The organism is Clostridium sp. MD294, from assembly GCF_000364165.2.
In the GTDB taxonomy this organism is placed as follows: domain Bacteria; phylum Bacillota; class Clostridia; order Lachnospirales; family Anaerotignaceae; genus Coprocola.
Genome location: NZ_CP097810.1, coordinates 2,540,863 through 2,557,255, shown reverse-complemented (window position 1 = coordinate 2,557,255; position 16,393 = coordinate 2,540,863). Strand labels below are relative to the sequence as shown.

Annotated in this window: 16 protein-coding genes and 1 CRISPR repeat array; of the genes, 6 read left to right on the top strand and 10 right to left on the bottom strand. The window is 28.1% G+C overall.

The annotated features are described in order from the left end of the window. Positions 1–3: 3 nt before the first annotated feature. The 4 genes from C820_RS12615 to C820_RS12600 form a co-directional block, all read right to left on the bottom strand. On the bottom strand, positions 4–795 hold the full coding sequence (locus C820_RS12615) for a hypothetical protein (protein ID WP_162213012.1): 792 nt from the start codon (positions 793–795) through the stop codon (positions 4–6). Next, complete coding sequence (locus C820_RS12610) at positions 785–943, bottom strand: hypothetical protein (protein WP_004033243.1); 159 nt, start codon at positions 941–943, stop codon at positions 785–787. Before C820_RS12610 ends, C820_RS12615 begins: the two co-directional genes overlap by 11 nt. A 6-nt stretch (positions 944–949) precedes the next feature. Further along, positions 950–1,750, bottom strand: coding sequence for a hypothetical protein (locus tag C820_RS12605; RefSeq protein WP_004033245.1), 801 nt, complete (start codon positions 1,748–1,750; stop codon positions 950–952). 154 nt (positions 1,751–1,904) lie between these two features. Then, positions 1,905–2,222, bottom strand: coding sequence for a hypothetical protein (locus C820_RS12600; RefSeq protein WP_035295419.1), 318 nt, complete (start codon positions 2,220–2,222; stop codon positions 1,905–1,907). Positions 2,223–2,666: 444 nt separating this feature from the next. On the opposite strand from C820_RS12600, the gene C820_RS12595 reads away from it, so the two are divergent. The 4 genes from C820_RS12595 (at position 2,667) to C820_RS12580 (ending at position 7,318) form a co-directional block, all read left to right on the top strand. Next, complete coding sequence (locus tag C820_RS12595; RefSeq protein ID WP_004033255.1) at positions 2,667–3,053, top strand: BlaI/MecI/CopY family transcriptional regulator; 387 nt, start codon at positions 2,667–2,669, stop codon at positions 3,051–3,053. Positions 3,054–3,093: 40 nt separating this feature from the next. After that, positions 3,094–4,428 carry a M56 family metallopeptidase gene (locus C820_RS12590; protein WP_162213013.1) on the top strand — a complete coding sequence of 445 codons (1,335 nt, stop codon included), beginning with the start codon at positions 3,094–3,096 and terminating at the stop codon, positions 4,426–4,428. A gap of 144 nt (positions 4,429–4,572) precedes the next feature. Next, on the top strand, positions 4,573–5,736 hold the full coding sequence (locus C820_RS12585; protein WP_004033259.1) for a hypothetical protein: 1,164 nt from the start codon (positions 4,573–4,575) through the stop codon (positions 5,734–5,736). Positions 5,737–5,866: 130 nt separating this feature from the next. Further along, entirely contained in the window at positions 5,867–7,318 is a 1,452-nt protein-coding gene (locus C820_RS12580; protein WP_004033261.1) for a hypothetical protein, read from the top strand. Between the two features lie 629 nt (positions 7,319–7,947). Here C820_RS12580 and C820_RS12575 read toward each other — a convergent pair. Next, on the bottom strand, positions 7,948–8,106 hold the full coding sequence (locus tag C820_RS12575; protein ID WP_180321619.1) for a hypothetical protein: 159 nt from the start codon (positions 8,104–8,106) through the stop codon (positions 7,948–7,950). Between the two features lie 1,101 nt (positions 8,107–9,207). Here C820_RS12575 and C820_RS12570 point away from each other — a divergent pair. Continuing rightward, positions 9,208–9,750, top strand: a complete 543-nt coding sequence (locus tag C820_RS12570; RefSeq protein ID WP_004033263.1) for a hypothetical protein — start codon at positions 9,208–9,210, stop codon at positions 9,748–9,750. Then, positions 9,744–10,076: a PDDEXK-like endonuclease domain-containing protein gene (locus C820_RS12565; RefSeq protein ID WP_004033265.1), complete on the top strand. Its 333-nt coding sequence runs from the start codon at positions 9,744–9,746 to the stop codon at positions 10,074–10,076. The genes C820_RS12570 and C820_RS12565 overlap by 7 nt, the downstream gene beginning before the upstream one ends. A 405-nt stretch (positions 10,077–10,481) precedes the next feature. Next, a CRISPR array of direct repeats spans positions 10,482–11,433; the repeat unit is 36 nt; unit sequence GTTTCCGTCCCCTAACGGGGAGTCGTATTTGCAAAT. Between the two features lie 215 nt (positions 11,434–11,648). Here the strand turns inward: C820_RS12565 and csm6 are convergent. From csm6 to csm4, 5 genes are read right to left on the bottom strand one after another with little or no spacing between them, the layout of a single operon-like run. Next, the gene (gene csm6, locus C820_RS12560; RefSeq protein WP_004033267.1) at positions 11,649–12,989 is read right to left on the bottom strand and encodes a type III-A CRISPR-associated CARF protein Csm6; all 1,341 of its coding nucleotides are present in this window, start codon (positions 12,987–12,989) and stop codon (positions 11,649–11,651) included. Between the two features lie 34 nt (positions 12,990–13,023). Beyond that, positions 13,024–13,347: a CRISPR-associated endonuclease Cas2 gene (gene cas2 / locus C820_RS12555; protein WP_180321621.1), complete on the bottom strand. Its 324-nt coding sequence runs from the start codon at positions 13,345–13,347 to the stop codon at positions 13,024–13,026. Between the two features lie 5 nt (positions 13,348–13,352). After that, the gene (cas1, locus tag C820_RS12550) at positions 13,353–14,360 is read right to left on the bottom strand and encodes a CRISPR-associated endonuclease Cas1 (protein ID WP_004033271.1); all 1,008 of its coding nucleotides are present in this window, start codon (positions 14,358–14,360) and stop codon (positions 13,353–13,355) included. A 4-nt stretch (positions 14,361–14,364) separates the two neighbouring features. Then, a complete protein-coding gene (gene csm5 / locus C820_RS12545) occupies positions 14,365–15,459 on the bottom strand; it encodes a type III-A CRISPR-associated RAMP protein Csm5 (RefSeq protein ID WP_004033273.1) in 1,095 nt (364 codons plus the stop codon). After that, the gene (gene csm4, locus C820_RS12540) at positions 15,459–16,391 is read right to left on the bottom strand and encodes a type III-A CRISPR-associated RAMP protein Csm4 (protein WP_004033274.1); all 933 of its coding nucleotides are present in this window, start codon (positions 16,389–16,391) and stop codon (positions 15,459–15,461) included. Before csm4 ends, csm5 begins: the two co-directional genes overlap by 1 nt. Positions 16,392–16,393 lie beyond the last annotated feature (2 nt).

Below are 16,393 nucleotides of genomic sequence, written 5' to 3'. Positions count from 1 at the left end.
TCATCAATCCTCTCTTTCTTCTAAAGCATTCATTAAATCCACAATATAATCTATTTCATAATTAAATTCTTGCTGTTGCTGGAAGTCATTAAATGTCATAGATATTTTTAATTCTTTTGCAACCGCATTAACATCAATTTTATTATTTTGCAGATATTCATACGCATATTGGGAACCAACTTCTGTACCATAAACTTTATAGTTGCGACCATGTTCAGAAGTTCCTGCGACTTGAGCCTGATAAATTACCTCCCTAATCATATAATTAATACTATATGAATCAACTAATCCTGAGGATTTTAACTCTTTTAGCAAAGAGATCTGATCAATGCCATTTTGAGGATTACCATATTCCTTTTGGATACTTTCCCATTTCTGTTCATCAGTCATTTTGTTGTAACCTTTATAAATTTGATACAAATTGTCATCTCTGATATTTTGTCTTTTTATTTCTTCAGTAAAGTGCTCAGCAACATCACTATTACCAGCAGCTCCTGCCCACTGTGCAATTAAATCTGGGAAAGCCTTTTCGTATCTTTGTATAATGACTGTATATTTTTCAATATCTGTCATACCACTAAAATCAGTAGCATCGTTTAGTTCTTTTAGTTTTTCTAGTTTTTTAAAGTCAGACTCCTCCGAAAATTCAATGCTGTCTTGTGGCTGTGTCATTTTCTGGTTTTGAATTACTTTCTCTAAACTCCCCTGAAAACTTTGCCTTTCTACTTTTTTGTCTTGCTTTGTCTGCGAAACATTTGTGTAGGAAATGCCCCCTGTTCCAATTCTAAAATCCATATTTTATTTCTCCTTTCTGTAATATAATTTTATTTTTATGATGAAATGAAAAGATTAATTTTATTAATATTTCATTCTGTAATATTATCGGCATTGCTAATGACAAACATAATACAGAACTTAATAATAAAGACATTAATTTCTTCATATATCATCAATCCTTTCTTCCTTCTAAAGCATTCATTAATTCTGTAATATAATCTACCTCATAATTAAATTCTTTTTGAACTTGAGGATCTTCATATCTTACAAATTGTTTTGTTTTTGTTGCAATTTGATTGAAGTCAATTTTATTATTTTGTAAATATTCATATGCAAATTGATCACCAGTTGAAGTTAGAAAAAGTTCCTCTTTTACATAATCTCGACCCTTACTATCAGCACCAGCATATCTAGCTTTTTGCTGTAATATAAAAAACATATGATCAACAGTATCTCTATCAATTAATCCAGAAAATTTTAATTCTGCTAGTGCAGAAATTTGTTTAATGCCATTTTGAGGATTACCATATTCCTTTTGGATACTTTCCCATTTCTGTTCATCAGTCATTTTGTCGTAACCTTTATAAATTTGATACAAATTGTCATCTCTGATATTTTGTCTTTTTATTTCTTCAGTAAAGTGCTCAGCAACATCACTATTACCAGCAGCTCCTGCCCACTGTGCAATTAAATCTGGGAAAGCCTTTTCGTATCTTTGTATAATGACTGTATATTTTTCAATATCTGTCATACCACTAAAATCAGTAGCATCGTTTAGTTCTTTTAGTTTTTCTAGTTTTTTAAAGTCAGACTCCTCCGAAAATTCAATGCTGTCTTGCGGCTGTGTCATTTTCTGGTTTTGAATTACTTTCTCTAAACTCCCCTGAAAACTCTGCCTTTCTACTTTTTTGTCTTGTTTTGCCTGCGAAACATTCGGGTAGGAAATACCCCCTGTTCCAATTCTAAAATCCATACTTCGTTACTCCTTTCTGTAATATCATTTTATTTTCATAATGAAATGAAAAGATTAATTTTATTAATATTTCATTCTGTAATATTATCGGCATAGCTAATGACAAATATAATACAGAACTTAATAATAATGACATTAATTTCTTCATATATCATCAATCCTTTCTTTCTTCTAAAGCATTCATTAAATCCACAATATAATCCATTTCATAACCTAATTGTTGCTTTTGTTGTATTTGTGTATTAATATCACCAAAATCTGCACGTAATGTTATAGATGTCATTGCTTCCTCTTTAACACTATTAAAGTCTATTTTATTATTTTGTAGATGTTCATAAGCATATTGCCAGCCAACTTCTGTACCATAAATTTTATAGTTTAATCTGCTTTTAGAGGTTATCAATTTATTATTAACAAAAGAAAGTTCAGAATGGCAAGGAACAGTAACAGAACTGGTTGAAAAATTGTCCAATATGCACATACAAACAAGTGTGATTACTAGATAAAATTTTTATTGAAAAGCACTTTATTTTTAATAGTAAAATTTATATACAGTGCAATAAAAATAACATTTCAAAAAAAAGAAAAGCCACGCCAAAGGTGTTTTACAAATTTCAAAAAAATTTGCATTTTGGGTTTGGGAGTGCTAAGACCACTGGACATTTAGTATCAACCGAAGCGTAGACACACCCCAACAAGTGGGGAAAGGAATATCCCTTTTTTCTGTTTGCAATTGATGCAATTTTGAATTGTATACAATTTTTTATCACTTCTAGTAATTTCCAATTTATTGATTAGCTTTGAAAATTAATGATAGTATTTTTGTTATTTTATGAAAATTTTGACACACAATATAAAATATGATAGTATTATAATACCATACAAAACAATTTGTTTAATGAAAGGAGGAAAAAGTATGGGAGATTTAATTAGAGTTTCAGATGCAGAAATGAAAGTGATGGAAAAAGTTTGGGAAAAGGGAGAGATGATTACTGTTTCAGAATTAATTTCTATGTTGACAAAAGAAGAAAAAGAAGGCATATGGATTTATCAAAAAGTAGCAACTTTTTTAACCCGTCTTGAAAAAAAAGGCATGGTTTCAAAAACGAAAAAGGATAAATTAGTATATTATTATCCTTTAATTAGCAGAGAACAATATAATGAAGATGCTGCAAAAGAATTAGTGAATACAAGATTTGGAGGTTCTTTAAAAGGATTTTTAACCGCTTTTTCTAAAAACAATATGAGCAAAAAGGAAATAGAAGAAGTAAAGGAGTGGATAAATCATTTTAATCATCAATAATATTTTTATGTTAGCTGTCATGGCGTCTATATGCGGTTTTATGTTTAGTATAGTCTATTTTTTATTAGCAAGATTTGTTTATCAAACGATTTCGTCAAAACTTATAATTATGATTAATATAATTGCAGTATGTTCTTTTTTAATACCATTTTGTATGATTTTATTTATACCAGAAGAAACAGAAGTATTTTTTGGCGATTATAATATTGTTGTTATGTTAAGTAATGAGTGGGAATGTTTCGTATTTGAGAAAATACATGATTTTATACAGTATATCAATATTATTTGGTTATTAGGTGTGATATTCTTTTTGTTTTTAAATATTTACGAATATATCACATTTGTTCAAAAATTAAAAAAGAAAAGTTTTCACATACAAGATGATACATGGGAAATTATCATTGAAAAAGTAACAAAAAAATGGAACTGTAATAAAAAAGTACATATTGTTGGCAATCCAGAAATTTTTGAGCCATGTGTAGTAGGAATAAAAGAACATTATATTATTATTCCAGCAAAATTAATTGATAGGCTGACAGCGGAAGAAATAGAACTCATACTAAGCCATGAATTTTTTCATATAAAACATAATGATGCTTTATTGAATTTTTTGATGGTACTCTTGACTTCTTTTCATTGGTTTAATCCTATATTTTATTTTTTAAGACAAAATTTATATGAGTATATTGAAATCAACTGTGATGAGGCAGTTACTCATGATTTTGACGAAGAAAAGAAAATGTTATACTGTAAACTTATTGTGAAAATAATAGAGGAAAGTAAACAGTATAAAAAGTGGAAAAGTTATGTTGTTTGTATTGGTGGAAGTAGTAAAAAAGAATATTTTAGGAGGATTGAATGTATTATGAGTAAAAAAAGAAAAGGAAATATTGTAAAAAATGTAGCAGTTTTAACAGTAGCATGTGCTTGGTTGTTTGAGTCAACAGCGATTGCAAAAAATATGGATTTTACGATAAGACAACTGTTTTCTAACAGAGTAGATATTACGAATGCAGAAACCACAGAAATAATACTTGGTTTAGAAATTCCTGAAGAAGAAGTGCCAGAAGTAAGAGATGCTTCTTATATAGAGCCTATTCCAGAAAATCAGCTTATTGTGGAAGACAATCCAGATATTAGCTATAAACTCTTTTTTGAAGATGGAACTTCTATACCATATTATGGAGCAGAAATGGAAGAAAGCAGAGCAAGCCATGTGCATACACTAAAAAACACTACAGCAACAAAACACACAAAATTGAAAGATGGTTCTTGTGAAACAAAATATTATGAAGCAAGATATTGTGTGGATTGTGGAATGGTTTTTTATGATAAATTGATTGAAACAGTTACTAAAAACCCTTGTAACCATTAAAAATAGAATGATTTATTTATGAATAAACTTATTTTGAAAAAAATAGTATAAAAATATTGACATATTATGTTTAATATGATAATATTATACAAAACAAGTTGTTTAATTATTATAGTGTTTTATAAAAATATAGGGGGAAAAGTTATGGTAAAATTAAAAAAATTTGTGTCTCTTTTATGTACAATGGTTTTATTATGTAGTGTATTTTCATTTCACACATTTGCAGCAACAGAAGAAATAATAGAAACAACAGAAAATGAAGGAGTAAATACTCTACAACCTCTTGAAGAAGTAGCATTACATAAAGTAGATTCTGAAGAATTTGAGATTGTAAATTTGGAAGACAATGTAAATGTTGAAACGTTTGAGGAAGAAATTGATACTTCTTCTATAAATTTAATGAGTAGAGATGCTTGGAGAATTACACAACCTATTTATGTGGGAAATGGCACTCTTGATGAATCAGTAGATTTTTATATAGTTAATGTTTCTAAAACAAGTTTTCCTTTTTTAAAATTAAATTCTGATAATGATAATTTAATGGCAGCATTTTATAAGTTAGATCCAGATGGTACTATTGGTAAGAATGCTAAATGGGGAGTATTTGCAAATAAGGGATATACTTTTTGGGATTTAAACCGTAAGGGAGAGGATGCACTTGAAACAGGACAGTATGTTATTGCTATAGGTTCAAGCACTGGAAATGAAAGAGGAGATTATACATTAATGTGGAATTGTTCTAATGAAATTAGTGTTAATGGAGAATCTCCAAAAACGCTTATAGATGTAACTTCTGATTTATCAAGAATCATTCTTTTCTATGACCTTAATACAATTATATGTAATGGAACAAATATTTTAAATAAATTAGTATGGGAAGAACATGAAACATGGTATGGTACTTATGGTTATTCTGCTAGAGATATGAAAATAACAGCAATGAAAGGAGATAATGGAGAACCAGCAGCTAGGGGAGTATATGTTGGCTCTTTCTCTAGCTCAGCTCCATATTCTACATCAAAAGCATTATTAGTTGATGTAAATCATGGTGTTTGGACATATGCTAATTCATATTATCAAAATATAGGGGGAGACGTAAAACATATTATAGATTATTTTGATGTATCTGGTCAAAAAACTCCTAGAACATTTGGAGAAGGTCCTGTTGATTTTGACTATGGTCGTAATTACATTGTAATTGATTTGAATACTTTTGAAGTATGTGAATTTTTAAGTCCATTTAACTATCACTATACACAAAATGGAGGACGTACTTTTACATTAAGCAACTTACAACAAGCTGGTTAATAAAAAATTAAAAACACTATAATAATTACATATAAAATTATTGCGAAAAAGAGAAATTAATTTTATTATTAAAGTAATCTTTTTTGCAATAATTTATTTTAATTTATTATTATGTAAGGAGGAAAGGGATATGTTTATAGGAAGAATTGGATTTCAACAAAATTTTCAAACTGGTTTTTTATCAGGGCAACAAAAAACTTTATCCAGATTACAGCAGTCTATTCAGCAGTCAAAAGTGCAAAATAATAAGGATACTTTTACACAGTCATCACACAGCACCATTTATTTAGAAACGAATAAAGGAGTAAATAGATTAACTCCGCTTACAACAGAGCCAATTCCTTGCCGTTTACTTAGTGAAGTTCATCCAGAAAGTGTAATAAAATTTGATAAACCATCTGGCTTTGCACAACACTATAACTATTCAGAAGAAGATGCTTTGATATATCAATATTACAAAAAAAATTGTTATAAATCATGGAATGTTACATCAGATAAATTCGTTATGACAGAAAATTCAACAGAGGAAGAAATCAAAAACTACACATTAAAAATGGTGGAAGTTGGTATGAATCAATTTGTAAGAGATTCTTTAAAAGACACATTAACAAAAGAAGAATTAGAAAATTTCAGACAGGAATTGATAAAAAATGGTGTAGATGATGAAATTGACTGGTGGGAAGTGAATTGTGATTCTGCTTATGTTACAATGGGTACATCACCTGAATATTTAGAGGAGGATATAGATTATATTTGCTCCAGATATGTAGCATTAAAAAACCGCATTGAAAATCAATATACTGGGGAAGAAAAAGAAAAAAATATGCAAATTCTCAATGAAATATATAACCGTAACATAGAAGATTTTGTGTCTTATTATGCGAAAGATGTTGGTAGTTTTTTTGAAAATTTGGGGCAATCAGGCGTTTCAGAAGATATGAAAAACAGTTTAAATGCAATTATAGACCAAAAAATTGCAGAATATGAAGACTATATTGCACAAAATAAAAACTTTGCTTCTATTTCAAATGAAGAAGATACTTGGCTTTATAAAGATGATATTTTTATGGCAGCTCAGCTTCGCAAAAGTATGGCAGCCTCTAAAGGCATCACAGAAAATATAGATGCAAAAAGTAAGTACGATTATAACCATAGCAGCAAATTTGATTTTTCAGAATATTTGCAAAATAATGTAAAAGGAAATATAACAGGAGAAGACTCCACATATAAAACAGAAAAAGAGTTTTCTTATTCTTTGGAAGATTTAAAATTTGCAGGAATTTATGCAAATACTATGCAAAGCTACTTAGATGTTTCTTATTGGGGATATAGTAACAAAAATAATGATATAGCATTAGGAAAACAATTTGCAGAGGAGTTTCGTAATATAAAAAGTATTACTTCAAAGCTAAATATTGGAGAAAATTTGAAAAAAACAATCGAAAAAACATTTCGACCTTTTTTAAATAAGTTGATGGATAAAATAGATAAAGGCATTGAGGAAAATAGAAAAGACCCTCTTTTGAACCTTCGACTTAGTTATATTAATAGAATTGCTGTTTTTAATGCTTTTTCTGTATAAAAATTATATAGACAGTTACTTAAAATGGCTGTCTATATTTTTTAATATAAATCTCTTCTGTGTTTTGAGTATTATTATATACATATACTTGTTATTGTATTAAGGTTTCAAGAAAGTAGTATGAAAAAATATATGGAAAATGAAAACGAAAAATCACATCATAGAATGAAAAGAATAATAGGATAGGTACAGGCTATTTTAAAAAGCCGCTTGAAGTATTGTATTTCTGAAAGTATGAAAAATGACGATGTAGAAGAAACTATGAAAAGTTTTTCAAAAGCAATGGAAAGATTTGTAAATATGAAATAAAAAAATAGCATGATAACACCTTATTGATAACAATTTGATAACATTATTTGGAATAGACCATAGATATAAGATAATAGAGAACAAATAAAACCAAATCTCCCATATAAAACTGTATAGAACTAGATTTTAATTTGAGAGTGGAAATGATAAGTTAATGAGAATAAAGCTAGTGTTTATACGGATTACAAGCAACTTTGTTTAGTAATTGGCAACGAAATGGCAATATTTTCTGAAATTACTCACAGAATAATTATTTTAAATTTATAAAACCTTACTGATTTTCAAAAAGAATTGGAAGTCAGTAAGGTTTTTTTATTCTCTTACTTATCAATTTTGTTATCCAATTCTGTTACAAAAATATTATTGATTGCTTGTGATGGAATTTTTATCCAACGGTTAAGAAGTATCAAATTTAGGGTAATTGTATCTCCATTGGTCATACTGCTCTTTTGTAATTTCACATTGTTCCAATTTTGCAAATTGCTCCTGCTATGCTTGAAATATTTGTAATAGAGAAATGTCAGATTTATCTAAATAGAATTAAAAAGATTATAGAAATGTGACACGTTTTTGTTTTTTAGTTGATAAGAGGAAATTGCCTTTTTAAACACAAAAAGCAGTAATTTGAAATAGATGTATATAACTGGTATTTAGAAACATTGTATGTACAACATTTTTAGAAACGAGTATATAAAGTAGCTAATAAATATCAATAAAATAAAAACAGCCTTCAAAAGCATTGTAGTTACAACGCTCTGAAACAAGGCATATAGCATTTTTTATCAATAATTTTCTTTCCTAGTAGTAAAAAAAGTAAAAAAATTTTTATTTTTAGCTATTGAGAAAGAATTTTTTTGCAAAATTTACATGAAAATAGTTTTATTTTTTAACAGTAATTTTTGTTGATAATACAGGAAAAAGAATTAAAAAAATTTTCTATTTTGAACTGTTAAGAGAAAATTTTTTATTAAAAAGAGCTTTATTTTTAATAGTAAATATTATATATAGTAAAATAAAAAATGATATTCCAAAAAAAGGAAAAGCCATACTGAAGGCGTTTTGCAAATTTCAAAAAAATTTGCATTTGGGGTTTGGGGGTGCTGAATGTCTACTAGACATTCAGCACCAACCGAAGCGTAGACACGCCCCAACAAGCGTGAAAAGAAATATCCCTTTCCCCTGCTTATGTTTGGTGTAATTACGAATTGTATACAATTTTTTGTGATTTCTAATTTATTTATTAATTTAAAAAATGGTTAAAAAATTTTTATTTATTTTATTATGAAATAGATTTTGTTTGTTATAAAATTTCAAATTAAATAATTTTCAATTTAAAAAAAATCAAAGTTTTTTCTTCCTAAAATACGAAAGAGAAAGAAAAATATAATTAAATTATTTCTTTATAAAAAATATTTTTGCATATATTTGAATTTACCAAGTTTTAAAAATATATAGTTACTCACTTAATTAATATATTTTGATTTTATCTAATAATAACATATTTTTCATAAACTAATAGTAATTGCTATAATATAGTTATTATGCTATAATTAGAAAAATTAATAGAAAAGTGGTGTATTTTGTTGAACGGTGAAGAAAAGGCAATTAATTTGTTTAAATATATTAGAGAGCTTTGTGCTTTAAGATATAAAGTAGTTACAAATATAAAAAATGAAGTATGGTATCAATTTTTTAATGAAATACCATATGATAAAGAATATATGAAATGTCCTTTTTTAGAAGAAAATGATCTATTAAATAACGAAAATGAAAATTCTATTATATTACAAATCACGAAATTAGAATTTGAAGATTGTCCAGAAATACCTGATATTTTAAAAGATTGGATTAATGAAGACTGGAAAAATTATAATGCAAAATTAAGACGAAAAAGTCAAATTATAAAAACAATAGATAATGTGGAAACTACAATTTCTTTTGATAAATACTTTTCAGAAAATGAAGAAGAATTTAGAAATAGTTTAATACAATGGAACAAAAAAAGAGAAGAATGGATACAACATCAAAAGAAAATAGAAAAGATAAATAATTTTTTTGTAGAATTACGTGAAAAATATGATGAATTGAAAAATAATTCTGAAAGTATAAAATTGATATGGTAGCGATTTATAAAAATCAAAAAATAGCAATTGAATGTGATGGAGAACGTTATCATAGTGGTGAAAAAAAATTACGTGAGGATATGGAAAGACAGGCGATATTAGAAAGACTTGGTTGGAAATTTATAAGAATTAGAGGAAGTGAATATTATAGAGATCCAGAGAAAACAATAAAAAGAGTAATATATGAATTAAATGAATTTGGTATTGAACCAGAGTCTAATCAATGTAATAAGGACATAGAACAACATGTAACAGATTTACAACAAGCAGTTATTAGCAGGGCCTCTCATATTATGAAAGAATGGGAACAAACAAAAGCCTTATGAGTAGCTGATAAATAAATATATAAATTTACAAGCTACTATCAATAATATTTTTTGTATCTGAATACAGCAATTCAAAAATTTATAATCTTTAATATAAAAACAAAAAGTTGTTAGAACAGAATTTATAAAAAAAGATAAAAATAATATATACTTATTGTTTAAAGACAGAAATTTTCTGTCTTTTTTTTGTGCAACAAAATCTGTATAGACTGTTTTTATAAGAGTTTTGAAAAACTCACTTTATCGAAACTTTTACAAAAACGTATAAAAAAACAAAAATACAACACTCACTTTTTTCCTTACTAATGATGTATATGTATAACATAAGCAAAATAAACACACGTCCCCTAACGGGGATTCGTATTTGCAAATAATTAAATAAAAAATTTGCATCTTTTAAAAAAGGTTTCCGTCCCCTAACGGGGCTTCGTATTTGCAAATAATAACAGAAAATGATGATATAATGGCGAATGAAGTTTTCGTCCCCTAACGGGGATTCGTATTTGCAAATGATAAGCAATCACAAAACGACTAGAGTAAATGTTTTCGTCCCCTAACGGGGCTTCGTATTTGCAAATCCCATCTTATATACGAATATGAATGCTATTTAGATAGTTTCCGTCCCCTAACGGGGAGTCGTATTTGCAAATTGAAAAAAAACAAAGTACAAAAAATAGTTGATTTAATGTTTCCGTCCCCTAACGGGGCTTCGTATTTGCAAATCATAAATGCGGTATATACATATTCTATATACAGTTTCCGTCCCCTAACGGGGAGTCGTATTTGCAAATAAGAGTTAAAAAAACAACAGTCTAATTATAAAGAAGTTTCCGTCCCCTAACGGGGAGTCGTATTTGCAAATAGTAGGGACCTTGAGGATTATGAAATTGAAATGTTTCCGTCCCCTAACGGGGAGTCGTATTTGCAAATGTATCAATATTCTATTTTGATAAGGATACATTTCGTTTCCGTCCCCTAACGGGGAGTCGTATTTGCAAATATTATTTCAAAAATGCATCAATAGTAGATATAATGTTTCCGTCCCCTAACGGGGAGTCGTATTTGCAAATTAAACAGTATGATATACTTAATTTATATTAAAAGGGTTTCCGTCCCCTAACGGGGAGTCGTATTTGCAAATGATTGGAATTTCTCCGCTATCCACACCTCATCACGTTTCCGTCCCCTAACGGGGAGTCGTATTTGCAAATAAACAACAAAATTATTTATGTAGGAAAAAGCAACGGGTTTCCGTCCCCTAACGGGGAGTCGTATTTGCAAATTACAACCACATAGAGTCATAAAGAAAGAGGATTGTTCAGTTTCCGTCCCCTAACGGGGAGTCGTATTTGCAAATACTACCTTTTGTACCCCGCTTCACACAAGGGCTTTCAAACAGCTTTGCGGCTGAAAATCATTTTTTATAGCACAAGCCACAAAAATCTACACAAAACTTGCTGAAAACCTTGTATTTTAGCGGTGCGGCTGAAAATGCCACTTATTTCATATTATTATTTTTTTCTATCTTTTTATTATACAAAAATTAGATTATAATGTCAAATTATTTTTATGTTATTTCATACTATTTTTTATTACTTCGTTCATAGCATTATAAGAATCCCAATATTCTTTTTTTACATGAATACCTGACTGCACAGTAATGCTTTTGAGCAATTCCATAATCTCTCTTGCTTCCATTGCTGTTCTTTTTTTCACCCATTCCTCTGTTACAGACACAATTTCATGTGCTGCAAAATTTCTAACATTTTGTTCTACATCATGTAACTTTTTCATTTTATTCAAAAGTTCATATTCTTCTGGACCACTTAAATTTTCAAACAGTTTCATTGTTGTATCAGATGTATAAGGTCCATCTTTCATCATACCATATGCACTATCTAATATTTGCTTTATTTTTTTTCCTTCTTCTGTTTGTTTCAGTATGCTGCCTTTCAAGACATATACAAAAGCACCTTTTTTATTTACTTTTTCACAATGTTTTTTTAAATCAATATTACATTTGTTTTTCAAACAATTTTCAAACAAATCCATTACAACTGGTGTAATGCCTCTTATAAAATCAGCTAAATTTCCTTGTTTTAATTTTATTTGTAATGAAATCAGATATTCAAAAATTTCTCTTTCATCACCTGTTTTAATTGGCATAAAATCATATTTTTTATTTTTTAATGCTTTATCATATCCTCTTAAATCAATTTGACTACGACAATAAGCTGCATGAATTAAATTTAATGTGTCTTGTTCTAAATATTCTTTGATGTCTTCTGCAATTTCTTTTGCTGCCTTGTAATTATAAGCATCTATCATTTTAATTACAATTTCTTTTTTAATACGTGCTAAAAGATTATTGCTTTCTACAACAACTGTTCTGTTTTTATATTCTGTATTGTTGTCATTGTTCGTTTCCCAATATAATGCAACATCATACTCATCTGGCTTATCTTGTTTGGGATTTTCTTTTTCATTTGGACTTTTTACTTGTACTGGTATAACATTATGTTTTCCTAATGTCGCAATAATTTCTAATGCACTTTTCATTGCTGGCGTGCCTGATGATATATTTAAAAGTATTTTTTTATTTGGGTTTTGTTGCTGAATATCATCGATTATTTGCTCAAACTCATCATAAAAAGTATCAAATGTCTGCACATTGACAAGTTCTTCTTTTTCGATACATTTTATTTCTTCTATGATAAAATTTTCATGTTGTTGCAAAAGTACAAGACTCTTTCTATATCTATCGTCTATATTTTGCCTTTCCATCATTTCTTTTGAAAGATATAATACCACCTTTTTAGGTTTATAAATACGACAAATATGTAGTATTGCACCATCTGCACAGCTTGCTATAGGGTCATGTCCTCCCACACAGCTAAATAAAATATATTCCATTTTTGTCCTCCGTTTTTATATTATAGTTATAAAATTAAATTATAATACAATCATCATTTTCTTCTTTTGTTTCTCCCCATGTATATACCTCACTAACTCCTTTTAATACATATATTTTGACACAATCGTCTTCTTCAATAATGTTATCAATCCCTTCTCTGAGTTTTTTTATTTTAGTGGAAGTAATTACTGCCTCAAAAGCAGACTTTTGTACTCTAAAACCAAAACTCTCAAGAAATTTAGACATCTTTAAACGTCTTTTGTTATCTGTAATATCATATATAATAACAGTTAAAAATTTTCTATTTTTTAAGTTTTCATCATATTGTAATTTTATATCAATATATTGTTTGTCCAAGTTTATCACCTTATTACAACTGGCTTATATATTTCTGCATCTTCTTTTTCAATTGCTTCTAACAAACGTAATGTTTGAATATAGATACATCTCTTGAAACTACTATTTTCTCCATCATATGTTATATATCTATTTTCGCTATTTATCTTTTTTGAAAATTTAGATATAAATATTCTCATAGCATTTTCATTTAAAAAAACACCATTTTCTTCTTTTTTAAAATCAGCAATATCTATTTCGTTTCCTTGAACAAGGCTCATTACAACAGAATCAACAATAACAGCTCTCCATTCTTCCATAAGGTCACTTGCTAAAGAAGGGTGCTTTTCTCTTATGCTATGAAGAAAACCAATATAAGGATTTAATCCTCTATTTTCAATTTCAGCATATATCGTATACATAAGAATTGTGTATCCTAAACTTAACATAGAATTAAAAGCATCTTTTGGTGGTCGTTTACTTCTTCCTTGAAATTTAAAGTCATTATTAACAAGTAATGATAATGCAGAAAAATAATTTTTTGCTGCAATTCCTTCAAATCCCATAATTTCACTAATCGTTTCACAAAATTGTATCTTTTTCCCGGCCGTTTTCATAGAATTGATATAATATGCTATATCAATTTTATTATTTCTACAATATCGTCTTAAAATAACAATTTGATTATGAATTTTTGCTCTTATAATTTTTTTTGAGAATGCAATACAAAATTCTTCATTATCTGAAACATAAACTTGTTTTTTTATCCTTTCTGCATTTACATGAGATGTTGAAACAAGTTTTCCAAAATAACTTCCTTTTCCTGAAAAATAATTTACAGGGATACCATTTTCAAGACATGCAACAATACATTGACTTGTCATGGAAGAATTTCCAAATATAGTAATGGACTCCAATGTTTCTTTTGGTATTTTTCGTACAAGACCTTTTTTCTGTTTTACTTCAAAATATCCACCACTGATTCCTATTATCGCTCCTGGTTCATTTACATATAAAAAACTAATTGAAAACACCTTCCTAATTTATACTTATTTTACAAACACCATAACTATATTTTTTCCCATTACAATATGTCATTTTTATCATATGAGGAGATACCCCTAATTTTTCATCATTTTGATGTTTCTTTTCTGTTAGTGAAGCATCTATAACACTGCTAACTCTTTTTACCCTTTTTGGTTTATCTATCAAAATTTGATGTAACACTGTTTTACTCATAAATCCTACACCGCCACCCATAAACAAAATATCTTTTTTATAATCATAATCCCTTCTTTTAAAAGAGTGAGCGAATAAAGTATTATAACTATCTAAAAATACATTTACACTATAAAGTATTCGTTGTGGTGTTATTTTAAAAAGTGTTTGGTCTATTTCCATGTCAAATTCAATAATTGTTTTAGGTTTAATACATTCTCTTAATATAGGAAGTTTATTTTCTTTTCCATCTGGAGTAACATCAATTTTTTGACAAAGTACAATATCATCACAGCTTAATGGCCTACTGTCGCTTATCCTCAGCCCTGCCATCATATCATTCACAGCATTTAATTTCTTTTTCTTATCTCTGTTAAGTATATTATAAAGAATTCCTTCTATCTCTTCAGATTCTCTTTTTAAAGAACGTCTTCCTTGCAATGGTGTTTTTTCAACGCTATTAGAAGCAATTGCATATTTTTGTTTATTTTCTAATATATCTGTTGCAAGTAAAACCGTACGCAATGCTCCTTTTAAACTACTTCCTGGTACATAAGGGTAACCATAACTATCTTTCATACAAGTTAATATTCCTTTTTTACCTTTTTGTTCAAAAACAGCGTCGCCACTATCCATACCGTAATCTATCCATGAGATATAATCTTTTTTATATATTTTATTTGCTTTTAGCCATAAAAAAAAATCACGTCTATCTTCTAAAAGATATTGCTCATATTTCTCAAGAAGTCCCTTTTTACTAAAAAACTCACACATTTTTTTCATATTTGGAATATAAACTTTTTTATCAGTACTATCATAAATATATTCTTTTTTGTTAATTTCCTGTCCAGAACCAATATAAACTGGTGAAAACGTTTCCAATACAACTTTATATGTTTTAATATATTCGTTCATTAGTCCACCTCCATAAATAAAGGAATTGCATAACGATATACTTTATGTGTTCCACTTCCAGAAACATCAAAAACATCACCTTGAAAAGCATTTGTAAAATAAGAACCTGACTTAAAACAATAAAAATCTTTCTTTTTTCTCATTGTTTCAGCATATGTTTCTGAAAATATAAAACCACTTCTTTTTACAAGGAGGTAGTTTGCATTTTCAAGTGCTTTTTCTAATTCATTTTGTTGTGCCATAGATACAGAAAGTGTTATAAATTGTTTTTTGCATACCCCAATACACTCTTTTATATTTTGAGGAATATCCTCTACAATAAAATCAAATTTACCAAATCCAGAACTTCTTTTTCCTCCTATTCCAGAATAGGACACAGATAAAAATAATTTTTCAAAAAATTGTTTTTCATTGTCACTTTCAAAGCCAGCAAAAAAATATAATCCACTTTTTTCAGAAAAATTGTATATTCCAACTTGAAAAGGAAGCATATCACCTGTTTTTATTTTTTCTTCGTTAACAGAAGAACTCATTGTACGTATTCCGCTTTTGCCTAATAATTTCATTTTTTGATTTTGTTCTAATGGATTGATATTTCCCTCCATATATGTATTGATATTAGAAACTGGAATATATTTTAATTTTTTAAATGCTTTTTTTAATATAGAATTTCCTTCACTTTCTGTTTTTATCATTGCCATAGGTTTTGGAATATAAAGTTCATCTTCTACAAATGGCATAGCATCAGAAATAATAAATTTTCTATTTTTTGCCATATCTACAATACTATTTATATTTTTCTGATTTCCAGCTTCACAACAAAGTGCAGAAAATATTGTATCTGCCATAATAATATTTTCACTGTTAGCAAGTGTTCCATTGCCTACATGAATGGGTGTTTTAAAATACATTTTATAAACAAAATAGTCCATTA